At 40.3% G+C, this 23,402-nt stretch carries 17 protein-coding genes; 9 read left to right on the forward strand and 8 right to left on the reverse strand.

What is annotated here, in order from left to right; translation table 11 throughout:
• Positions 1 to 23 precede the first annotated feature (23 nt).
• The 5 genes from ACP69X_RS01980 to ACP69X_RS02000 form a co-directional block, all read right to left on the reverse strand.
• The gene (locus ACP69X_RS01980; RefSeq protein WP_426052368.1) at positions 24 to 3,878 is read right to left on the reverse strand and encodes a metallophosphoesterase; all 3,855 of its coding nucleotides are present in this window, start codon (positions 3,876 to 3,878) and stop codon (positions 24 to 26) included.
• 94 nt (positions 3,879 to 3,972) lie between these two features.
• Positions 3,973 to 4,359: a phage holin family protein gene (locus tag ACP69X_RS01985; protein ID WP_024423577.1), complete on the reverse strand. Its 387-nt coding sequence runs from the start codon at positions 4,357 to 4,359 to the stop codon at positions 3,973 to 3,975.
• Complete coding sequence (locus tag ACP69X_RS01990; protein ID WP_024423578.1) at positions 4,360 to 4,554, reverse strand: PspC domain-containing protein; 195 nt, start codon at positions 4,552 to 4,554, stop codon at positions 4,360 to 4,362.
• 6 nt (positions 4,555 to 4,560) lie between these two features.
• A complete protein-coding gene (locus tag ACP69X_RS01995; RefSeq protein ID WP_073978936.1) occupies positions 4,561 to 5,652 on the reverse strand; it encodes a DUF4097 family beta strand repeat-containing protein in 1,092 nt (363 codons plus the stop codon).
• A gap of 11 nt (positions 5,653 to 5,663) precedes the next feature.
• Positions 5,664 to 5,999, reverse strand: a complete 336-nt coding sequence (locus ACP69X_RS02000; RefSeq protein WP_024427655.1) for a hypothetical protein — start codon at positions 5,997 to 5,999, stop codon at positions 5,664 to 5,666.
• A 197-nt stretch (positions 6,000 to 6,196) separates the two neighbouring features.
• Here ACP69X_RS02000 and ACP69X_RS02005 point away from each other — a divergent pair, with 197 nt between their 5' ends.
• A complete protein-coding gene (locus tag ACP69X_RS02005; protein WP_073978935.1) occupies positions 6,197 to 6,427 on the forward strand; it encodes a hypothetical protein in 231 nt (76 codons plus the stop codon).
• Positions 6,428 to 6,458: 31 nt separating this feature from the next.
• On the opposite strand, the gene uvrA is transcribed toward ACP69X_RS02005, so the two are convergent.
• The 3 genes from uvrA to ACP69X_RS02020 all read right to left on the reverse strand — a co-directional run bounded on the left by uvrA (position 6,459) and on the right by ACP69X_RS02020 (position 11,853).
• Complete coding sequence (gene uvrA, locus ACP69X_RS02010; RefSeq protein WP_426052369.1) at positions 6,459 to 9,335, reverse strand: excinuclease ABC subunit UvrA; 2,877 nt, start codon at positions 9,333 to 9,335, stop codon at positions 6,459 to 6,461.
• Positions 9,336 to 9,342: 7 nt separating this feature from the next.
• On the reverse strand, positions 9,343 to 11,328 hold the full coding sequence (gene uvrB / locus ACP69X_RS02015) for an excinuclease ABC subunit UvrB (RefSeq protein WP_039181713.1): 1,986 nt from the start codon (positions 11,326 to 11,328) through the stop codon (positions 9,343 to 9,345).
• A 279-nt stretch (positions 11,329 to 11,607) separates the two neighbouring features.
• Positions 11,608 to 11,853, reverse strand: coding sequence for a CsbA family protein (locus tag ACP69X_RS02020; RefSeq protein WP_025093987.1), 246 nt, complete (start codon positions 11,851 to 11,853; stop codon positions 11,608 to 11,610).
• Between the two features lie 281 nt (positions 11,854 to 12,134).
• Here ACP69X_RS02020 and ACP69X_RS02025 point away from each other — a divergent pair, with 281 nt between their 5' ends.
• From ACP69X_RS02025 to ACP69X_RS02060, 8 genes are all read left to right on the forward strand, one after another.
• Entirely contained in the window at positions 12,135 to 14,666 is a 2,532-nt protein-coding gene (locus tag ACP69X_RS02025; protein ID WP_426052370.1) for a PEP/pyruvate-binding domain-containing protein, read from the forward strand.
• A gap of 80 nt (positions 14,667 to 14,746) precedes the next feature.
• Positions 14,747 to 15,319 (forward strand): TetR/AcrR family transcriptional regulator, encoded by a 573-nt coding sequence (locus tag ACP69X_RS02030; protein WP_305960587.1) that lies wholly within the window; start codon positions 14,747 to 14,749, stop codon positions 15,317 to 15,319.
• Between the two features lie 40 nt (positions 15,320 to 15,359).
• The gene (locus tag ACP69X_RS02035) at positions 15,360 to 16,694 is read left to right on the forward strand and encodes an MFS transporter (protein WP_411242567.1); all 1,335 of its coding nucleotides are present in this window, start codon (positions 15,360 to 15,362) and stop codon (positions 16,692 to 16,694) included.
• A gap of 267 nt (positions 16,695 to 16,961) precedes the next feature.
• Positions 16,962 to 17,945, forward strand: coding sequence for a YncE family protein (locus ACP69X_RS02040; protein WP_426052371.1), 984 nt, complete (start codon positions 16,962 to 16,964; stop codon positions 17,943 to 17,945).
• Positions 17,942 to 18,628, forward strand: a complete 687-nt coding sequence (locus ACP69X_RS02045; protein ID WP_073978930.1) for a response regulator transcription factor — start codon at positions 17,942 to 17,944, stop codon at positions 18,626 to 18,628. Before ACP69X_RS02040 ends, ACP69X_RS02045 begins: the two co-directional genes overlap by 4 nt.
• Positions 18,625 to 20,040, forward strand: a complete 1,416-nt coding sequence (locus tag ACP69X_RS02050) for a HAMP domain-containing sensor histidine kinase (RefSeq protein WP_426052372.1) — start codon at positions 18,625 to 18,627, stop codon at positions 20,038 to 20,040. The genes ACP69X_RS02045 and ACP69X_RS02050 overlap by 4 nt, the downstream gene beginning before the upstream one ends.
• Positions 20,041 to 20,244: 204 nt before the next feature.
• Positions 20,245 to 22,359 carry a glycosyltransferase family 39 protein gene (locus ACP69X_RS02055; protein WP_426052373.1) on the forward strand — a complete coding sequence of 705 codons (2,115 nt, stop codon included), beginning with the start codon at positions 20,245 to 20,247 and terminating at the stop codon, positions 22,357 to 22,359.
• Between the two features lie 31 nt (positions 22,360 to 22,390).
• On the forward strand, positions 22,391 to 23,383 hold the full coding sequence (locus tag ACP69X_RS02060) for a glycosyltransferase family 2 protein (RefSeq protein ID WP_039181735.1): 993 nt from the start codon (positions 22,391 to 22,393) through the stop codon (positions 23,381 to 23,383).
• Positions 23,384 to 23,402 lie beyond the last annotated feature (19 nt).

The raw sequence follows: 23,402 nt of genomic DNA on the forward strand, positions 1-23,402 counted from the left end.
CCCTGACACGGAGCACTGTTTTTTTATTTCCTAAGAAATTTTGTTTCGCCATCATCTTTTGTATGAATTTTCCATATTGGTGAAATGGCTTTTCCTTGAAAACGATCTTTTGCTACAGTGTACCAATAATAATCTTCATTTGGCTTTAAGCCTTTCCACTCAAAGCTTGCTTTTTTGCCGCTTTTTACGCCGCGCGCTTCTCCTAGAAGAACATTCGTATACACATTGAGTTCAAAATAATTGGTTTTGACAGATTTCATTTTCGGTGTCAAATCTACATCGATTGAAAATTCATCCTGATCTCCATACGTTTTAGGATCGTAAAAATGCTCTTTATTCAAGTAAGGTGAATATGTCGTAAAATGAAGCTGATTTTTTTGTTGATCGGCTGTTATCACCCTCATAAACCCTTGACCACCTTCAGGTCCTGACTGATAATCGGCGAGTATTTGATATACTTTCCTGTCTACTTTTCCATCATGATCATCATCAAGCTCATCCACTTTCCTGCTTGCTCCATGGTAGTGACCGCTAAATACTGCCACAATATTAGGATGGCGTTTCACCACTTGATGGAAGATGAGATCGCCAATCGGGCTTCGATTGCCGCTCACTAACAAATACTCATGGAAATTTAAAATGACAATACGATCTGGATGCTCAGAAATAACACGGTTTAGCCAATCAATTTCATCTTGCTTAATCCCCCAGCCCATGTACACCATCATATAATCATTGCCGCCGGCAGAGATAAGATCATAATGACCCTTATTGTTTCGATAGGATTCACCATAGTAAGGCTTATCAGCAAAGCGTTTTTCCCCGAAATATTTCCCGTATTCCGCATATAAACCGTCCTTGTGTCTAACATCATGATTTCCTGCTAAAACACCATATGGAATTTGATTCTCATCTAATATACGCATAAATGTATCAGCACGGTGCCATTGCTTATCCTTTGAATCATCCACAATATCGCCTGTATGGAACACATACTGAATGTTTAATTTTTCCCTCTGTTCTCTGATCCATTCGACCATTTGTTTAAAGATATGTGGATAGCTCTTTGCATAATATTGGGTGTCAGACATCCATACCATCTTATATGGCTTTTGTGATTTGCTGATTTCATCCTGTACTAGCAAATCAAACGTTTGATTCTTCATGTACTGTCTCACTGACAGCAGCCCTTTCAGGTAAAATTCCTTTTGATCCTTGGCAAAGTGATGAGTGATTTTATCCCACTTTTCCTGCTGGTGATTCCATGCATACATTGTCACCTTTCTCCCTGACAATGAACTCCCTTTCCATACAGCTTCGACGACATCCTTTTCACGTACATCATGATGAACCTTAATTTGAAAACGATGATAAGGAAAACGCTGTAAATCCTTCGTTTCAACTGCTTTCCCATCAACAAATGCAATGCGGTTCCTTTCTTGATCAGAAAAAATCATTTCTCCTTTTTGAAGAAAACTCTTTGGTGGCTCTGTCTCTGCTGCATACTTAAAAATCTTCATTGAAGGATGCAGCGATGTATATTGATAGGCACGATAAAAAGAGTAATCTAACTTATCATTCGTTGGATCCTTGGTTAGCACAATTTGTTTTGATGATTTCATTTTCGTCTTATCTGCCACCCGTTCTGGTGTTTCAGGATGCTCATGTACCGTCTTGAACTCTTTTTTCAACGTCGACATGTTCCCAGCTGCGTCTTTTGCTTTGATCGTAAACGTGTGCTTCCCAGGCTTTAATTCACTAGAGGACGTCTGATATGGCAAAGAAACTGGTTTACCATCTACATATGCCTTCAACTCCTCTATATCACTCCAACGATCTGTTACCTTTGCTTTTAATGTAAAGGCGCCTTTATATTGATCCTTTGCTTGTACGTTGGTCTTAATTCTCGGCCCAGTGTTATCAACTTTTACACGTACTGAAGCGTGCTCTTCTGAGGTTTTGGCCTCAATTAAGTGCGTCCCCTCTTTCAGCCTTCTTGTGTCCCACTTCATATAGGTTGAAACATAAGCCTCTTTTGGAATCTCAAATTGAAATGTTCTAACCTTTTTTGCGTTCCCGCTGTCTCCCATCCTCCATTCTTTTTGCGGCTTCGCATTGATTGGCTGAATTTGTGTTCCATTCGATAAGATCATCCTGACGTTTTTCAATTCAAAATCATCATGATTCTCTCCAGGCAGCCGGTCTATCGGAGAAGACTTTGTGCCAGCGTGGAATGAAATCGTTTGGAGACCTACCTTTTTTATCTCTTCTTCTGGTATTGGCATTGTATAGGTACGATACACTTTTGTCGAATCATCAAAAATAGAAAGTAAACGCTTACCTATAGATACACCATTTTTAAAATATAAATTTGTTCCTTTGACATCAAATGCGATATATGGATCTGCTTCAAGGGCAGAGGATACTTGCTGATTCCGGTTTCCATCTATCCGTAATTCGATGCTTTTTTTCTGATCAGACGTTGCCTTTAATGAAAATAACCCTGAAACCGTATCTCCCTCTTCTACATTGAATCGGAGACCGTGGGCTTTGCTGACCTGCTCCACATCAATCGTTCTTTTCAACGTCTTCGCTTCATTTTCGCCGTCTGACGCTTTAAGCTGATATTCCAATTGGTCCTTCCCAATCAACTCAGGTGAATAAATAATATGATGAAATAACCGGTCATTATGGTCTTTTTGCAGCAGTATTTCCTTGAACGCATCTTTTCGATTCGTTCGATAGCGCAGCTTGACGGTTTTCACGGCCTGATCATCTTGGACACCTGCTTTAATCTCTACGCTTTCAGTTGGTTTCACCGGTTTCCTTATCGTCATATCTTCAATCACAGGTTTATGGATATCTTGAGAAATTTCCTTCTTCTCGGATGGAATTTGTGCTTTTAGCACTTTACCTGGAGTGGGTTCTTCCTCAATTTTCGAAATTAGCTTCATCTGTTTCGTACCATCCATCGGATACTTAAACAGCAAGGATTTATGCTCGCTAAACCATGATGGCTTCAAACGAAATGCGGCAGAAGAAATCTCTTCACCTATATTTGTTGTGATCGAAACAAGACGTGATTTAGAGTTGGACAGCCCTTTGCTCTCGATAATGGATAGATGCTCGCCCTCTTTTAATTGGCTTTTGTACATGGCATTAAAGTCCGCTGCAGTTAAATGCTCCTGCCCTTTTTTTCTCAGCCAGAATACATAAGGTTTTCCAGGTGAAATGGTGACTGGATTTGCGTGAAAGGAATATACATCATCCATTTCAATGCCCTGTGCAGGATTGCGGTAGCGGAGCTGATAATGTTTAAGAGAGATAGGCGTATGTGTCGTGTTATACACTTCGATAAACTCGAAAGCATCTTTGCCTTTTCGATTTTTTGAATTGACGACAATTTCTGTGATGAATAAGTCCGGAATATGTGAAAGATCTTCTTCAAATCCATTTAAATGAACCGATTTCTCTGCCGTTTTGATTACCGATTTTTGCGTAAGGAACTCTGTATAGTAACGAACGGTTGGATTCCATAATTGATCTGGCGGAATTTTCGCTGTAAATTCTGGCTTCATCCCTGGCAGCCGTTCCATTGGAATCAAGCGGTACCCCAGTTCATCACTTTGTTTATAATACAAGTTCGCAGACAAAATCTGTTCTTGGTCACTAATGGACGCACGAAACTGTAGATCATGACTTTTTCCTAGAACCGGGCGGACGTCCACATGAAATTGGTCAAAGATAAAAGGAGAAAAAGGCTTGTCCGGTACATTCACTTCTTTTTGAAGAAAAGGCCCTGCTGAAGCAGGCTGACTGAAACAAAAAAGAATGATAAAAAAACAGAAAAGCATGATTTGTCTGCTCACATTCACCATCTTGCACCGCCTCCCTTCGGATATTGTGTCTCCTGAAGGTGGTTTTTATGTCAGATGGAATGAAGAAACGATGCAAAATTGCACAAAAAAACCGTTAGCTTTTTTTCGCTAACGGCTCTACAATTCCTTTTTGTATCAACAGATGGAAAATGGACAAAATGACAGCCATCCAAATGGCCGTTCCGAATCCATCAATGTTAAAGCTATCTCCCATAAAGCTCGATGTCATCATGAGTGTAATGGCATTGATGACAAATAAGAACAATCCTAGTGAAAGGACGGTCACTGGAAGCGTTAAAATGATCAAAAACGGCTTCACTAAAATGTTGAGCAAGGACAAAATGATACTTGCCACAATGGCTGCGCCAAAACCTTCAATATACACGCTCCCGAGTCCAGGCAGAATACCCGAATCAAAATATCCAGCAATGACGATTAAAAGTAATGCATTTACTAAAATACTGACGATCCATCTAAGCATTTATTTAGTGCCTTCTTCCGGAACAACAAAATACCAGATGAAGTAGATCAGGAAGATCGGCATAAATGCTGTCAAAAATCCGATGATGACGGTTAAAATGCGAAGCAGGGATGCATCCACACTTAAATATTCCGCAAGTCCACCAACAACACCCGCTATTTTTTTATCTGTTGCTGAACGATAAAGTTTCTTCATGTAGAATCACTCCTTGTCTGATTGGTGCTTTACTTGTATTGAGCCTGTTTTTGTTTCTGCAAAAATGGATATACTGTGCGCCGCTTGTTGATTGGCTTTGATCATTTTCTCTTTTTGTAATGTTTCATTTTTTTCTTTAATCATCTCTGCATCAAGTAAATCATGAGAGATAGACCCGAGATTGCTTTTCAGCTCAGCGGTCACTGCACATGCGCGCGGGATCTGAACGTCCACACTGCCTGTTGTCGTTTTCGCATAGATGGAACGGCACTTTTCATCTGACAGCTGAACCGCAATATTTCCGTTAAAGCTTTGGGCATCAATTGATTCACTTTTCCCGCGCAGGTCTATGAGCCCATTGATGGTTTCTACTTCAATCATACCACACTCGTGATCTGCCAGTTTGATTTGTCCGTTTGCTGTTTCAATTCCGACTTTTTCTGCCTGTAACGAGGCAAAAGAGACAACACCATTTGTGGTTTTCGCGGCAAGTTCTTTTGTCTTTAGCTTTTCCCCGCGAATCGGCCCATTAAACAGCTTGACCTTGATCTTATCGTATTGGATACGCGGTACGTATAAAGTAACATTGACTTTCATCGTCTTCTTTTCGGTTCGAATAAAAAATTTATCTCCTTCAAGCCCGCAGTCCAATTGATTGAGAAATTGCTGTCTTGCCTGCTCTCCATCCTCTGCACGGTAGATTTTCGCATGACACTCTGCTCGAATATCTCGATCGTCCCAAGGCATCACGTTGAGGCTGCCGTTCGCTAATTGAATATCTAAATGAGAGAGCGATGCGTCTTTGAACTGAAAAATATGCTCAACATCAACGGACTGTCCAAAGTTCAAATCAAGATCCACGTCTTTTACCTTTTTCACCGCAGTATCTAACCAGCCAAACAGCTTTGCCCCAAGATTTTCGGTGCCGTTTCCTTTACTCTCTGCTCCAGCTTTTTCTTCATGAAAGGTGTGATTATCCGTAGACTTTTCTAATGAGACGGACTGACCTTCTTCTAATTTTTCTAGCAGCGTAATTGCTTCTTTTGCTGATAATACTCCGTCTTCTACTAATTTTAAAATTCGTTCTTTTTCATTCATACAAAGCCCTCCTAAGATTTGATGGATTGAAGTACTTTAATACCTTGAATGATATTCCAAATGACAGAGATCAAAAAGCCAATGACTACTAAAAAAGACAAGATGAACACCGTCATGACTGGAATAAGCGAGTCGCCTGCCTGTGTCGTCAATAAAAATGGGATAGACCCAAAAATCAACAGAATGCACGCTGCGACCGGCAAAAGATGTGACCATAATGCCCGCAATGCGTGCCGTTTCGTTTCCTTTTGGTCTACTACAAAAAACGCCACGATCGGTACGATAAACGGCATAAATAATACACTAAAATAACAAATAGAAGCAATAATCGACTGATCTCTATTCATATATATTCGCTCCTTCATAACGAAAATCCCTTTCTAACTCATACGTTTATTGCGTATAAAAAGTTTCAAAATCATCCGATTTACATATGACCTTAGACACAAATTATTTCTTTTTGCACCTAAGAGTAGATTCTTCACAGATTACCCTTTAAAATATGTTGAAAAGATGGTGATTATCATTATAGGGGGTAATTATTTTGACAGATCATCATAATTCAAACCACACGGCTCAAGCGCTTTTAGACCTTATACAGAAACAGAAAAGCATGAACAGCGATATGATCAAGGAGCTTGAGACCATTCATCCGTCTCATCCAAAGTATGGTGATATCCGTTATTTAAAGGTACTGCTCGACAGCAGCAGCACCCATATTTTAAAGGATTTAACGCACCTCAGTAATTTAATGCCGAAGGAAGATGTGCAATAAAAGAAAAACCCCTCTTATCGAGGGGTTTTCTTTATGAAGAAGTCACACTTTCCGTTTCTTTAACCAGCTGTTTCATGCGCTTACGGTCACGCTCTAAAATAGGCTTCAAGTATTGACCTGTGTAAGATGCTTCTTCTTTTGCAATGTGCTCAGGAGTGCCAGAGGCAATGATTGTTCCGCCGCCTGCACCGCCTTCTGGTCCGAGATCAACGAGGTAATCAGCAGCCTTGATAATATCAAGGTTGTGCTCAATGACCAGTACCGTATCCCCGTTCTCAACCAAACGCTGAAGCACTTTTAATAAACGGGCAATATCATCCACATGCAGACCTGTTGTCGGCTCGTCCAAAATATAAAGAGACCTTCCGTTTGAACGGCGGTGAAGCTCAGATGCCAATTTCACGCGCTGCGCCTCTCCTCCCGACAATGTCGTTGCAGGCTGTCCAAGTGTAATGTATCCAAGCCCCACATCATAAATCGTTTGAAGCTTCCGCTTAATTTTCGGGATATTCTCGAAAAATTGGAGTGCGTCCTCCACAGTCATTTCAAGCACATCAGCAATATTTTTCCCTTTATATGTGACCTCAAGAGTTTCGCGGTTATACCGTTTCCCGTGACACACTTCACAAGGCACATACACATCTGGCAAAAAGTGCATTTCAATTTTAATGATGCCATCTCCGCGGCACGCCTCACAGCGCCCGCCTTTGACGTTAAAACTGAATCTGCCTTTTTTATAGCCTCGTACCTTTGCTTCGTTAGTTTGTGCAAACACATCCCGCACATCATCAAAGACACCTGTATACGTAGCAGGGTTCGATCTAGGTGTACGGCCAATTGGAGATTGATCAATATCAATGACCTTATCTAAATGATCCATTCCTTTGATTTCTTTGTGCTGCCCTGGCTTCGCCTTCGCTCTGTGCAATTTTTGCGAAAGTGATTTTAATAGAATTTCATTCACAAGCGTACTTTTCCCTGAGCCGGATACTCCGGTCACAGCTGTAAAGACGCCCAGAGGAAACTTCGCATTCACGTTTTTTAGGTTGTTTTCTTTTGCACCTTTTATCTCAATATAGCGGCCGTCAGGCTTTCTTCTCTCAATTGGCAGCGGGATAAATTTCTCACCAGATAAATATTGTCCTGTTAATGATTTCGGGTCCTTCATGACTTCTTCTGGCGTTCCAGCTGAAATCACTTCTCCCCCATGAACTCCTGCTCCAGGTCCAATATCTATTAAATAATCAGCGGCTAGCATGGTATCTTCATCATGCTCGACGACAATTAGTGTGTTCCCGATGTCACGCATGTTTTTCAACGTCCCGATCAACCGGTCATTATCGCGCTGATGCAGACCAATGGATGGTTCATCTAATATATAAAGAACACCTGTCAGCCTTGACCCGATTTGAGTCGCCAGGCGAATCCGCTGCGCCTCTCCACCTGATAGTGTGCCAGCTGACCGGCTCAAATTCAGATAATCTAATCCCACATTATTTAAGAAAGACAAGCGCTCTTTGATTTCACGCAAAATGAGCTGGGCAATCTGCAAATCTTTCTCAGACAACTCGATTTTTTCATAGAAATCAAGGGCATCAGAGACAGACAAATCGGTGATTTCTCCGATATGCTTGCCATTGATGAGAACCGCCAGCGTTTCTTTTTTCAGACGATATCCTTTACATGTCGGACATGGCTGATTCGCCATATATTTTTCCATTTGCTCACGAATATAATCAGAGCTGGTTTCCTTATAACGCCGTTCAATATTCCGAAGAACGCCTTCAAACTCAATTTCATTTTCACGTACCTGACCAAAATCATTTTCATATTTAAAATAAATCCGTTCAGATCCGCTTCCATATAAAATTTTATCGAATAAATGCGATGGGATATCTTTCACAGGGATGTCCATGTCGATGCCATAATGTGTACATACGGCCTCAAGAAGCTGAGGATAGTATTGCGAGCTTTGCGGCTCCCATGGTGCAATGGCATGTTGACGTAAAGTCAGATCCTTATTAGGAATGACAAGCTCAGGGTCGACTTCTAGTTTGGAACCGAGCCCATCACAGCTCGGGCAGGCACCAAAAGGACTATTAAATGAGAACATTCTCGGCTCAAGCTCACCAATAGAGAACCCGCAATGCGGACAAGCATGATGTTCGCTGAATAACAGCTCTTCTTGTCCACTCACATCAATCATCACTCGGCCTTCGCCCAGCCGCAGCGCGGTTTCAAGTGAGTCAGACAGACGAGCAGCCACGCCTTCCTTCACCACGATACGATCAATCACCACTTCAATGGAATGCTTCTTGTTCTTTTCAAGCTCGATATCTTCTGAAAGGTCTTCCATCTCTCCATCGACTCTCACTCGCACATAGCCCTGCTTCCGAATTTGATCAAGTACTTTCACATGTGTTCCTTTGCGGCCGGATACAACTGGGGCAAGCACTTGTAATTTCGTTCTTTCAGGATACTCTAAAATACGATCTGTCATCTGCTCAATCGTTTGTGACGTAATTTCAATCCCATGTATAGGACAAATCGGCTTTCCGACTCGAGCATACAAGAGACGCAAATAATCATAAATTTCAGTGACAGTACCAACTGTTGATCTAGGGTTTCGGCTCGTCGTTTTCTGGTCAATACTAATCGCTGGAGAAAGACCTTCAATGGCATCTACATCCGGTTTATCCATTTGCCCAAGAAATTGGCGTGCATACGCTGAAAGAGATTCAACGTACCTGCGCTGACCTTCTGCATAAATGGTATCAAAGGCAAGCGACGATTTTCCTGAACCAGATAATCCCGTAATGACCACTAGCTGGTCACGCGGGATATTCACATCAATATTTTTAAGGTTGTGGGCTCTAGCACCTTTCACCTCTATTCGTTCCATAGCCATCAGGCAATCATCCTTCCGCTTTTAGCTCTAGCAATAGATCTCTTAATTCTGCTGCTTTTTCAAAATCAAGCGCTTTTGCTGCATCTTTCATTTCCATCTCGACTTTTTCGATCACTTTTTCTCTTTCTTTTTTGCTCATTTTCGAAAGCTTTGGTGCTGCTTTTGTTTCGTATTCTTCCGAATCCTCATGTATCTTTGTTGCCTTAATAACATCTCGAATTTTCTTATGGATCGTTTGCGGGGTAATCCCAAATTTCTCGTTATATGCTTCTTGCTGTTCTCGTCTTCGCTTCGTTTCTTGAATCGCAATGTCCATCGATTTCGTCATATTGTCTGCGTACATAATGACCCGGCCTTCTGCATTTCTCGCTGCACGGCCAATCGTCTGGATGAGGGATCTTTCAGAGCGCAAAAAGCCCTCTTTATCCGCATCTAAAATCGCCACGAGTGACACTTCTGGAATATCCAATCCTTCACGAAGAAGGTTGATTCCAACAAGCACATCATATTTACCGAGACGCAAATCACGGATTATCTCAATCCGCTCAAGGGTCTTAATTTCTGAATGCAGGTAATTCACCTTGATTCCGATTTCTTTTAAGTAATCAGTAAGATCCTCAGACATTTTCTTCGTCAATGTGGTCACGAGCACACGCTCATTTTTCTCAATTCGCGCATGAATTTCTCCAATTAAATCATCAATTTGTCCTTCAATCGGACGGACTTCAATAATTGGATCAAGTAATCCTGTTGGGCGGATAATTTGTTCCACAACCTCTGGCGTTTTCTCAAGCTCGTATGGACCAGGCGTTGCTGATACATGCACAATATGATTGATATGCTTTTCAAACTCATCAAAGGTGAGCGGTCTATTATCAAGTGCTGATGGCAGGCGGAATCCGTGATCAACCAACACTTGCTTTCTCGCTTGGTCCCCATTGTACATGGCGCGGATTTGCGGAATCGTCACATGCGACTCATCGACAACAATCATAAAATCATCTGGGAAATAATCAAGCAGTGTGTACGGTGTTGAACCAGGAGGACGCAAGGTCAGATGTCTTGAATAGTTCTCGATTCCTGAACAAAAGCCCATCTCTCTCATCATCTCAAGGTCATATCTTGTCCGCTGCTCAAGGCGCTGCGCTTCAAGCAATTTTCCATTTTCACGAAGCTTTTCAAGCTGTTCTTCAAGCTCTTGTTCAATATTAATAATTGCCTTTTCCATTTTTTCTTCTCTTGTGACGAAGTGAGATGCTGGGAAAATAGCCACATGATCACGATCACCAAGTATTTCTCCAGTCAGCGCATCCACTTCACGAATACGTTCAATTTCATCACCGAAAAACTCCACTCTGATACAATGCTCATCTCGTGAAGCAGGAAAAATCTCAACGACGTCTCCTCTGACTCGGAAGGTTCCGCGCTGAAAATCTATATCATTACGAGAATACTGAATATCCACCAGCTTACGAAGGAGCTGATTGCGTTCAATCTCCATTTCAGTGCGCAAAGACAGCACAAGCTCTCTGTATTCCTCTGGCGAACCTAAGCCATAAATACAGGACACACTGGCAATAATGATGACATCTCTTCTCTCAAATAACGAGGACGTAGCCGAGTGTCTCAGCTTATCAATCTCATCATTGATGCTGGCATCCTTCTCAATAAATGTATCGGTCTGAGGTACATATGCCTCTGGCTGATAATAATCATAGTAACTCACAAAATATTCAACAGCATTATTCGGGAAAAATTCCTTGAATTCGCTGTATAACTGACCGGCAAGTGTCTTATTATGCGCAATGACAAGTGTCGGTTTGTTCACTTCTTTGATCAGGTTGGAGACAGTAAAGGTCTTTCCCGTACCTGTTGCACCTAACAGCGTTTGATGCTGTTTCCCCTGATGGATCCCCTCAACAAGCTTTTCAATCGCCTTTGGCTGATCTCCTTGGGGCTGATAGTTAGAAACTAATTCAAAGCGGTCACTCACATCAAAGCCTCCGTTTCGTTACGAAATCTATCTAATGAATATATTATCATAAAAGAACACAAAAATACGAACTAAAGTTCGGCTCTTACTTGATTTTTATTTCCAATACAGTCATACCCTCTCTCCCATGGCAAATAACCCTCTTAAGAAAGCCTTCCTTTCAGTATGGAACATTCTGGGGTGAGATATTCGATGAACAGAAAAAGAAAGCTGTACTTACTAGAAATCGTAAGCACAGCTCTTGTTTAAAACATGTCAGCTTTCAGCATTGAGATAACATCATTGATGTTTTTCAGCTTTTTCTCTCTTTTCGATTTCTTTTTTAGCCATAAACAAAGCCCCAGCTACTAAAGAAATAATATCTAATCCCACAATAAAGTAGGTTTCTGTATAGCCTTTCATGTACGAAGCAAATAAAAGCGCTGCTGTTAACGCAATGCCCACGTAATGATTATAAGTAACCTTTGAAAATAAAATAACGAGCAGGAAAGGAAAAACTAGTGCAAATATGGCTTTTGTAATCACAAAAACCCTCCCTCTTCATGGTCTACTTCCTTGATTATAGTAAAGATTGGCATAATGAACAATTCACAGTTTTCAATTTCTCCTTTTTTCTTCATGTTCGGAGACTTTTGTTATAGAAATAGAAGGAAATTAGTGAGATCGTCCCCTTTATAAAGATAGGTCTTTACGTCTTTGACAATAACATCCAATAAATTCTATGATTAAAATGATAGTGCGCACTATCATTTTAAAAATATAGAGAGACATACAAACATTGGCTATTTGGATAAGGGGGCATTCCCATGTATTCAGTTTTATTTCATGCGGCTGAAGAATCCGCATCACTCGCAGGGGCAAAAGGCCTAAATTTAATCAAATTAAACAATCACGGCCTGCCAGTCCCAGATGGATTTATTATCAAAACCAAAAGTTTTGCAAGCTTTCTTTCATATCACAATCTGCAGCTATCAGAACAAAAACTTGAACAACAAATCAAAGAAGCACCGTTTCCTTCACAAATGGAAACAGAGCTGCTTTCGTCCTTTCAATCATTGCTGAAGACTTATCCCTCAGTTGCAGTCCGCTCCTCTGCTGTTGCTGAAGATCTCGAAGGCGCCTCATTTGCAGGACAGTATGAGACCTATTTAAATATCAAAACAAATGAAGAATTTTTACAGGCGGTCAAAGAATGCTGGTCTTCTTATTTTGCAACGAGAGTCGCACAATATAAAGAAGAGATGGCTGAAAACGAAGAAGACATGCCGCTTATGGCTGTTGTCGTTCAAGGATTGGTCCATTCTGACGTCTCCGGTGTCATCTTTAGTGAGAATCCAGTATCGGGGAAAACAAATGAAATGATGCTGACCGCAAGCTACGGATTGGGAGAAGCAATTGTCTCCGGTCTTGTGACACCAGACACATATATTGTAGATAAAGAGAATTTTTTGATTGAAAAAACACTTGGAGCGAAAGAGCTGCAAATTGTTCCTTTTCAAGAGGGTGTCATCGAACAGCCAGTAGCGGAGAAAATGGCTGGCCAGTTTTGCCTAAATGATGATCAATTGAAGGAAATCACACAAATCACGAAACAAGTAGAAGCGCTTTACGGACATGGAGTCGATATCGAATTTGGAATTGCAGATGGGGCGTTTTATTTACTTCAAGCAAGACCGATTACCACAGCTCTCCCAAAAGCAGTAAATGAAACAGCGGGTGCTTCTTTTCAAATGCAGCCAGAAGAGCTGCATGATTTCTGGATTTCAATGGATGATCATATGCCTGGTCCAACGAGCCCTCTTTTCTCAAGCCTGATCATACCAGCCTTAAAAAGCGGGATGAAGAAAAACGGAGAAAAGTATCGAGTACCTGATATGAACATCAAAGATATAAAGCTTTACAGAGGCCACCTATACTCAGCACCGGACCTACCACAAACGGAAGATGGAGCTGCACCTGTTTTTGATGAAAGTATATTTGAGTTATTTCCGCATTTAAGTGAACGGATGTATGAGATTCTAGAAAAAAATTTCTTTCCATTTTACGAAAAACTCGATCGACAAATAAATGAACCTATGACCATTGAAAAAGCCATTATTGGCTTTGAAGAATTAAAGGATTTTTATATACAAGCATATGATGATCATTTTGATATCATCATGCCACAAGTCATTCTATCATCCATAATCGAAGACATGCTTGTGACGTATACCGGTGATCAAACACAAGTCGTCTTGCTGCACGAAATGATGATAGGCGTAATGAACAAATCTCTTGAAATAGATAAGATGCTATCGGATATAGCAAAGGAAGTCCTTCAAGATCCAGAACTTCATCAAACATTTATTCAGCATGAAAAGAACTCAGAGCTTTTGTATGCACTCAATCACTCGAAAAAAGGAAAACACTTCATTTCCAAATTAGAGGAATTTCTCCAGGTTTACGGCTGGCGATCTGTTAAAAGTCATGACTTTACGGAAGAAACATGGATAGAGAACCCTGAGTATATATTAGATATCATTAGAAATAACATTCAGTCCCAATGTGATTTTGATGAAGAATTTGCAAAAGCAGTTATCAAAAGACAAGAGACGTATAAACATTTTATGAGTCAAGTGAAGGATGAGTCGTTTAAAACAAAATTTGAGACGCTATATCAATTTGCCCTTCAAGCAGCGAATATCCGAGATGACCACCATTTCTACATTGATGCCATGTTAGATGCTAAAGCCCGGGTATATCTATTAAAAATTGGTGAACTTCTTACACAAAAAGGAGCCATTCCTCATCAAGATGATATATGGAATCTCTATGATGAAGAGGTACACAAAGCGCTCACAACGTCTACCTCATTCGAATCGGTTGTCCAGCAAAGAAAAATAGAAATGAAAGAAAATGAAGACATTCAACTCCCAGCTTACACCGGCACACCAACTGAAGCTGAATTGCAGCAAGTGGAAAGAATGCTTGGTTCGTTAAGAGAAAACGAAAACAACACAAACGATGTGATCCATGGTATTGGCGCATCCAGCGGTATTGTTTCTGGAAGAGTAAAAGTCATTACATGCGCTGAAGAATTCTCACAATTTCAAAAGGATGATATTTTAGTTTGCAAATCGACTACACCCTTATGGACGAGCTTATTTAGAGATGCAAAAGCAGTCATCACAGATGCTGGAGGCATTTTATCTCATTCAGCTATTATTGCTAGAGAGTATATGATGCCAGCTGTCTTAGGGACTAGAAGAGCGACTGAAACACTCCAATCCGGTGACCTTGTGACAGTAGATGGCAGCAATGGACGCGTTCAGATATTAAAGCAGCATTCACGTTCATAAACTTATCATATTGGCGGTCATAGATTTTATCGGTATACTTACTTTGTTGCAAACACATTCATAACCTGAGGTGAGTATGCTTGTTAAAATCTACAAATCAACGAATCATTCGCGCAACAATGGATTTATTAACTGAAAAGGGCTATCAAAAAACAACAACCAAAGAAATAGCGACAAAAGCGAATGTGAGTGAAGCAACTATTTTCCGCAACTTTAAAAACAAACGCGGCGTCATTGCTGCCATTATGAAGATGAAATCATTACCGACAAAAACCCTAGAAGCAGAATTTAAAGGCGATTTATACACCGATTTAAAGTTTCTCGGTAACTATTTCCTTGAAAATTTGGCTTCCAAAAAAGAATTTATTTATATCAGCATGCGAGAACCGGATATGTTTAAGGATTTAACGAATCATGAAAAGATATATCCTCAAGAACTGAGAGAAATGCTGATACAATATTTCAAAAAGATGGGTGCCAAGCATCATGTATTAAAAGGAAAAGAAGACATTTATGCAGACATCTTCATTAGTACGTATTACGGATTTTTCATTCAGCAGCTAGAGCAAGATTTCCAACTCGTGCTCACACAAAAAGAAGATTTTATTGAGACATGCACACACATTTTCATGAGAGGAATTTCTCCCGCTTAAAGGGTGAAATTCTTCTTTTTTACAAAAGGTGGTATACACATTGAGGTTAAAAAAAGAGAGTTTGGTCATCTATTCTTTGTTGCTTGGGGCTATACTAGTTCCAGTCAACTCAACGATGATCGCAGTTGCTCTATCATCCATATCAACGTATTATGATCAATCCCTTTCAAACATCACTTGGGTTGTCACAATTTATCTTATTGTCATGGCAGTCACTCAGCCTATTGCTGGTAAGTTAGGAGATATATACGGACACCGGCGAATGTATTTAATTGGGGTCATGCTCTTTTTAATTGGCTCGATTGGATGTGCTTTAGCACCTAATCTAGCTTTTCTCATCATTTTTCGTTCCATTCAAGCAGCTGGTGGTGCTATTTTAACACCGAATAGCATTGCATTGATTCGTGCAACAGTATCCCCCGAAAAACTGTCTAAAACAATGGGATACTTTGGGTTTGGAGCCGGTATTGGTGCCGCACTTGGACCTTTTATTGGTTCGATTCTTATTCAGAGTTTTGATTGGCACTCTATATTCTTTGTAAATATCCCATTCTTGTTCCTTACACTTGTTACAGGCGTATTACTCATTCCAAAAATAAACCATACACGCTTACAAATAAATGTCGACATCATTGGTTCATTGTACTTAACCATCGGGATTGCCACACTCATTCTATGCACAAAAAGCCAATTGCTCAATGAATACTTGATCTATGGAATTCTAGCGTTGATCGTGATTCCTTTATTCTTTAAACACGTACGGAAAGTAAAGAATCCGATCATTGATTTGTCGCTTTTTAAAAACAGTTCATTTACAAATGCAAACCTGTCGATCATGTTAAGTAATTTTGTGATGTATGCCATCCTTCTAATTATGCCGCTGTTTATGGAGCAACAACTTGCACTTTCTCATACACAAAGCGGTATTATTCTATCAGTATTTTCTCTTTGCATGTCTATTAGCGGCTTGTTAGGGGCAAGACTCCATCCGAAAAAAGGCGCGAAAAAAATGATTGGCTTTTCATTTCTCTGTCTCACTTTATCAGGCATCATGTTAATCACACTCAGTCAGTACCCTACCTTACCTCTGCTTATCGTAACACTTGTCGCAGGTGGAATTTCATCAGGGATTGGGATGACCAGTATGCAGATGGCTTCTTTAACATCTGTTGATCAAAGCTTATCTGGTTCAGCATCTGGTATTTTCTCTACCTTTCGATATTTTGGCAGTATCATTTCGTCTACATTGATTGGGATCATGAGTGGTTTTCAATCTTTATTTATTGTATTAATGGGTGCAGGCATTCTTGGTTTCTTTTTATCTCAACGTGTAAAAACCAAATCAACCTCTCCATCATCTGAACATTCCGCCTAATGACTCCCTTGCTCTATGTCTATTTAGAGCGGGGAGTTATTTGTATCACTGTAAACTATAGCGAGTGCAGCTATCAAATCCTGAAAATCATCTTTTAAAGAAGAGAAAATGGCATAATTCCAGACAAAAAAAGAACTTCAGGTGCAAATGGTCTCCCTCACTCACCTAAAAGCTTTTTTTCATTCTTTTCAGCATAGATAACTTCAATTTTTTTTCACAATTTTTGTGGTATGATTTTGAAAAGAGAGAACGCAAAGGAGCGGAATAATGGAACGTGTGAAATATGTTTTAATCTGTTTATCAGCTCTACTTTTATTCCTGACAGGCTGTGGAAAAGAACAGCAATTTACGCCGCCAGGCAGCTCTCAAACCATCGCTGTCATCTCGCAATTAAAAAAAGCCTCCTTTTCAATAGTTGATATACAAAAAAATAAAATGCTCTCTTCTGTGGATTTGAAACACCCACTCACTGATCTTATTCAAATCAATAAAGACGTCATCATCGCTACAAGTAAAGAGGAAGAATCCCTTATCGAAATTAATTTAAAAAACGGGACAGCAACAGATTATATGGACGTGGATAAAGGACTGACTTCCCTTACATATGATAAAGCTTCTCATACATTAATTGCTGCCAACTCACAGAAAAATGTCGTTTATTTTATTGATACGGAGCGTAAAAAAATAAAATCGACTGTGAAAACCGAAAAATCACCTTCTTCTATGACTCTTTCTTCATCAGGTATTTTATTTGTTTTAAATGTCGAAAGTCATACTGTCTCCGTCATAGATATAAAAAAGGGGAAAAATATACGTACGTTTTCTGTACTTGAACGGCCTTCTGGAATTCATTTTGATGGACAGTCCATTTGGATCGGCGGCCATGGTAAACAAGGCACCTTAAATAAGAGTATTTTTGCTTATGACCCTAAAACAGGAAAAAAACAGCGAGAAATAAAACTAGGCGTTATGCCTGTTGCATTTTTTTCAGAGAAAAATTCTTCTACTTTATATGTACTATGTCATGGAGATCATACGCTATACAAAGTAGATACCAAAACAAATAAGCAGCTTGCTTCTGTTGAAACTGGTCAAAATCCAAATTATATCACCGCTGATACGACATCAATTTATGTGAGTAACTTGGATGACAACTCAGTATCCATCATTGATAAACACTCACTTATCATGAAAAATCAACTGAATGTCCCATCAGGACCTTATGCTATCGTGTTGGAGGAAAAGAAATGAAGGAACAAATGCGTATTTTAATCGTAGATGATGAGCTTGATATGCTTGAGTTAATCGGGTCTTTTTTAAAGAGACATGGCTTTCACATTATCACTGCGAATAATGGAAAGGATGCCTTGCATCAGTTTGAAAAGGAATCCGTTGACCTTGTTGTATTAGATATCATGATGCCTGACTTAGATGGATTTGAAGTCTGTCAGCGTATTCGACAAACCTCTCAAATACCGATTTTATTTTTAACAGCGAGGAGTTATGAGGAGGACCGGATTAGAGGACTTGAAATTGGAGCGGATGACTACATCATGAAGCCTTTCAGTCTGCGTGAGCTTGCAGCAAGAATTGAAACAACCCTGAGGCGAATTAGAGGTCTTTCGCTAAAGCGCAGCCGAATACAGATTGGTGACATGGAGATCGATCAAGATGGCAGACAAGTTTACCTCCATCAACAGCCCGTTAATTTAACAAGAAGAGAATTTGATTTACTCATGTTTCTTTTGCTCAACCAAGGACAAGTGTTTTCACGAGAACAACTTTATCAAAAATTGTGGGAATCACATTCATCGAGCGGCTCTTTAAGAACAGTCGATACACATATCAAAACGCTGCGACTGAAGTTAAAGGGAGCAGAACGATATATTAAAACCGTTTGGGGTGTCGGCTATAAGTTTGAGGAGGAAGAATGAAGCCATTATCGATTAAAAAGAAAGTACTCTTCTTAATTCTTGCAGTGATCGGAATCGTTGCAGCATCAGCGCTTGCCCTTACCTTTTACTTATACCAGCACTTATATATTGATAAACAGATCGATTCCTTAAGTTTGCAAGGTAAGAAGCTGGCAGAAATCTATCACACACACGGGAAAGACAAGTATTTTACCGACAGAATGAAATGGGCAAATGACTCAAGTCAGGCGAACGTTATTTTTACAGATGATCCAATGGAGCTTTCAAGTGGTCTTCCTTTTGATACGAACACAAATGATAATCTCATTACGTTCAAGGAACGCCAAAAGCTCCTGCAAGGTGAAACCGTCGTATTAATTAGAGAACACCCACAGTTTCACCAAGATATTCTTGGCATCGCCATTCCTGTTTTCTCAAGCAATGATGATCTATCGGGAACTATTTTCCTCTCTATGCCATTATCAGATGTATATGAGCCCTTTGTCCAAATTAGATTGACGCTTGGTATATCCATCTTATTGATTTTGCTCCTGATATTCTTGATCGGTTATAAGAGCTCCAATCACATTGTGCAGACAGTTAATAAAATGAAAGAAATTGCAATGGAAATGGAATCTGGTGATTTCTCAAAACGAATGGCCGTAACAAAAAAAGGAGATGAGTTAAACCAGCTTAGCCGCTCCTTTAATAAACTGTCTTCAACCCTCGAAAAAGTTGAACAGCACCGTAGAGAATTTCTTGCGAATGTCTCTCACGAACTTAGAACTCCTTTAAGTTATATGAAAGGCTATGCAGAAGGAATTGAAGAAGGGATCATTGATCAAAAAAAAGGCATGCAAATCATCCAAGATGAGGCCATACGTTTAAGCCGTCTTGTGCACGATCTTTTAGATCTTGCACAGTTAGAAGGTGACTCTTATCCACTTACGATGGAGCCAATCGTCTTTGCACAGCTCATCCATGATGTTCTTGATCAAATGGCATTCATCGCTGACAAAAAAAGCATTACTTTCAAACGATCGCTTGAAGAAGATTGTATTGTTTATGGTGATAGCGACCGTCTCCAACAAGTGATACGTAATTTACTGGACAATGCTATTCATTACACGCCATCTGGGAAATCAATATCGATTGAATTAAAAATTCACCAAGGTGTTGCTCAATTGAAAGTGACCGACGAAGGCAACGGTATTCCAAAAGAAGATCTCCCACATGTTTCTGAGCGATTTTATCGTGTAAATAAAGCACGAACAAGAAAGGATGGCGGCTCTGGGCTTGGACTAGCCATTGTCTATCAAATCATCAAAAAACATCATGGAACATTCGACATTCAATCTGAGCCTGGCTTTGGTACGACAGCCAACATTCACCTTCCCAATGCTCCATTCAATGAGAGCTCACCTACTCTATAGCTACTCACATATTTACTCTCATTGGAATCACTACTTTATCTGATAAATTCAGTATCCATAGAACTTTCTACAACTTGAACAGCTCTTTTCATCAAGAGCTGTTTTTATTTCTAAAAAATAAAAAAATGGACTTTTTTTATTAACATTTTATTCATATTTGCTTGTTACACTTTTTTCAAGTGAAGAAAAAGGAGTGACATGCTTTTGATCAGACGTTTTCAGAAATTTGATATTTATTTATTTTTCATATTGATCTTATCTGCCATCTTAAACATTTATAACATTTGGGAAGATGATACGGTGAATGCGTATTATACTGCGGCTGTCACAAGTATGATGCAAAGCTGGCATAATTTCTTCTTTGCTTCATTTGATCCAGCAGGATATGTCACGGTGGATAAACCCCCGCTCACCTTCTGGCTGCAAACGATCAGTGCCAAAATTTTTGGTCTCCATGGATGGAGCGTCATCTTGCCTCAAGCTTTAGCAGGCATTGGATCTGTTTATCTGATCTATCGTCTTGTCAAACCAACTTTTGGTCAAGCAGCGGCAAGATTAGCGGCACTTATCATGGCGTGTACACCTATTGCGGCTGCTGTATCTCGAACAAATAATATTGACAGCTTACTTGTCTTTATACTTTTACTAGCAACAGGAATGATGTTCAAGGCTGTAAAACAGCAAAAGGTTCTTTGGGCGATTGTTTCATTTGCGATGATTGGCGTCGGCTTTAATACAAAAATGCTACAAGCCTATATGATCGTACCAGCACTCATTCTTTTTTTCATCATTGCTTACCGAACGACATGGAAGCAAAAATTACTCTCGCTGATCGTTTCAATGATTGTCCTTTTAGGTGTATCTGCTTCATGGTCAATAGCGATTGATCTCACTGCCAAAGACAATCGACCTTATATCGGTTCAAGTCAATCGAATTCTGCATTAGAATTAGCCTTTGGTTACAACGGTCTCCAGCGGCTGACTGGTCAACAGTCTGGCGGGGGAGGCGGCACAAATCAGGGTGAGGGACAGCCACCTTCACAGCAGGGTGATCAGCAAAATGACAATGATTCACCCACCATGCCTCAGCCGCCATCTAGTGGAAATCAAAACAACTCAGACAATTCAAACCAATCATCCAGTCAGGAACAGTCTTCAATGCAAGGACCCCCAAGCAGTGCAAACGGCACAACACCACCTGATATGCCATTTGGCGGTAATGGTGATGGACCGCCAAATGGCGTGGGCGGAAAAATGGGAAATGGGTCCGGCATGTTTGGTACAGGAACCAAGGGACCGCTACGTTTATTCCAATCTGAACTATCCGATCAAATCAGCTGGCTGCTTCCATTTGCAATCTTCGGTGCGATTGGTATCTTCTTCTCGACTGCCTTTGAAAGAAGACGTCTCAATACAAAACAAAAAGAAACTCTATTTTGGTTAGCTTGGCTTATACCTGTTGCTGCATTTTTCAGTGTAGCAGGATTTTTCCATCATTATTATTTGATCATGCTGGCACCACCAATTGCTGTATTAGCAGGAGCCGGATGGGTTTCGATGACACACTTATTTCAAACAGGAGCTGGGTTTAAAAAATGGCTGCTTCCAATTGCGATATTCGTTACAACAGCATTTGAAATCTTTATCCTATCCACTTTTACAAGCACGATCGGTCTTGGAATAAGCATTTCAGTCGGTATCATTGGTGTTGGAACAATCCTTTCTCTGCTTTTCATAAAAGGAAAAGAAAAACGAAAACAATTCGTGTCTCTCATCGCCATCCTTGGCATGCTGGTTGCACCACTATACTGGGCAAGCACACCTCTTCTTTATGGAGGAAATAGTATGCTTCCAGAGGCTGGTCCTCAGCTTGCCACTTCAAGTGGCAGCATGAGTTCACAAGTCAATGAAAAGTTGATCAGCTATCTTGAGAAAAACAATACGGGAGAAGAATTCCTATTCGGAACAACAGATGCAACCACTGCTTCACCTTACATTATTAAAACAGGAAAAGCTGTTATGGCATTAGGTGGATTTAGTGGATCTGATAACATTCTCACGCTTAGTGAATTCAAACAGCTCGTCAAAGACGGCAAAATCAAATACTTCTATCTTTCTGGTATGAGAGGCGGCAGCTCTGACATTCTAACTTGGATTCAAAAAAATGGCAAAGAAGTATCTGCTTCTAAATGGCAGTACAGCTCTACATCCAAAACGAACCAGCAAACAGACAGCCAACAATCAGAACAAAATGATCAGTCAAATGGACGAATGGGCGGAATGGAGAGCGGCACTCTTTATGAACTATCCATTGATTAATTCATCTATTAAAAGGGAGGAACGATGACTGATGGAAAAGAATATACAATATTCTATTGTAGTCCCAGTCTATAATGAAGAGCTTGTGATCCATGAATCCTATCAGCGACTGAAAACAGTCATGGATTCGACGGGAGAAGCATACGAGCTTCTCTTCGTCAATGACGGTAGTATGGATCGAACAGCTGAACTAATTAAAGGGTATTCCCAAAACGATCCGAAGGTAAGACTCATTGATTTCTCACGTAACTTCGGACACCAAATTGCAATTACAGCTGGGATGGATTATGCAAAGGGAGAAGCTGTCATCGTGATAGATGCAGACCTACAAGATCCGCCTGAATTGATATTAGAGATGATCGCAAAATGGAAAGAAGGCTATGAAGTCGTATACGCCGTGCGCACCAAACGAAAAGGCGAAACTTTTTTCAAAAAGCAAACCGCTTCTCTTTTCTATCGCGTTTTACGTCAAATCACCGAAGTAGATATCCCAATCGACACCGGCGACTTCAGGTTAATGGATCGTAGAGTGTGCCATGAAATGAGAAAAATACGAGAAAAAAATCCATTTGTTCGCGGCCTAGTCAGTTGGGTAGGTTTCAAACAAATTGCAGTAGAGTACGTTCGAGATGAACGTCTAGCAGGAGAAACAAAATATCCGCTCAAAAAGATGCTTAAGCTCTCGATGGATGGAATCACTTCCTTTTCCTATAAACCTTTGAAGCTAGCGAGTATAGCAGGAATTGCCCTTTCCGCTATCGGATTCATTTCAATGTTTCTTGTACTTTACTTAAAGCTTTTTACAAACAGCACCATTACAGGATGGAGTTCATTAATTGTCATACAGCTGTTCTTTAGCGGCATTATCCTCTTTATGCTGGGAATGATCGGGGAATACATCGGCCGAATCTACGACGAGGCAAAAGATCGACCTCTTTACATCGTAAGAGAGAGTTACGGGCTTCAGTCAAAGCCACATCCTGTTCAACCCCCTGTTCATTTCAAGCAATACAAACAGCATTAAAAAAGCGTGTGAGACCTCT

Origin of the sequence: Bacillus sp. DC4300-2b2 (assembly GCF_049895685.1) — a bacterium.
In the GTDB taxonomy this organism is placed as follows: Bacteria; Bacillota; Bacilli; order Bacillales; family Bacillaceae; genus Bacillus; species Bacillus safensis.

Bases quoted from the DNA above. Each gene is read 5' to 3' on its own strand.
- ACP69X_RS01980 (WP_426052368.1), bottom strand. From the start codon at position 3,878: ATGGTGAATGTGAGCAGACAAATCATGCTTTTCTGTTTTTTTATCATT.
- ACP69X_RS01985 (WP_024423577.1), bottom strand. From the start codon at position 4,359: ATGCTTAGATGGATCGTCAGTATTTTAGTAAATGCATTACTTTTAATC.
- ACP69X_RS01990 (WP_024423578.1), bottom strand. From the start codon at position 4,554: ATGAAGAAACTTTATCGTTCAGCAACAGATAAAAAAATAGCGGGTGTT.
- ACP69X_RS01995 (WP_073978936.1), bottom strand. From the start codon at position 5,652: ATGAATGAAAAAGAACGAATTTTAAAATTAGTAGAAGACGGAGTATTA.
- ACP69X_RS02000 (WP_024427655.1), bottom strand. From the start codon at position 5,999: ATGAATAGAGATCAGTCGATTATTGCTTCTATTTGTTATTTTAGTGTA.
- uvrA (WP_426052369.1), bottom strand. From the start codon at position 9,335: ATGGCTATGGAACGAATAGAGGTGAAAGGTGCTAGAGCCCACAACCTT.
- ACP69X_RS02025 (WP_426052370.1), top strand. From the start codon at position 12,135: ATGTATTCAGTTTTATTTCATGCGGCTGAAGAATCCGCATCACTCGCA.
- ACP69X_RS02040 (WP_426052371.1), top strand. From the start codon at position 16,962: ATGGAACGTGTGAAATATGTTTTAATCTGTTTATCAGCTCTACTTTTA.
- ACP69X_RS02045 (WP_073978930.1), top strand. From the start codon at position 17,942: ATGAAGGAACAAATGCGTATTTTAATCGTAGATGATGAGCTTGATATG.
- ACP69X_RS02050 (WP_426052372.1), top strand. From the start codon at position 18,625: ATGAAGCCATTATCGATTAAAAAGAAAGTACTCTTCTTAATTCTTGCA.
- ACP69X_RS02060 (WP_039181735.1), top strand. From the start codon at position 22,391: ATGGAAAAGAATATACAATATTCTATTGTAGTCCCAGTCTATAATGAA.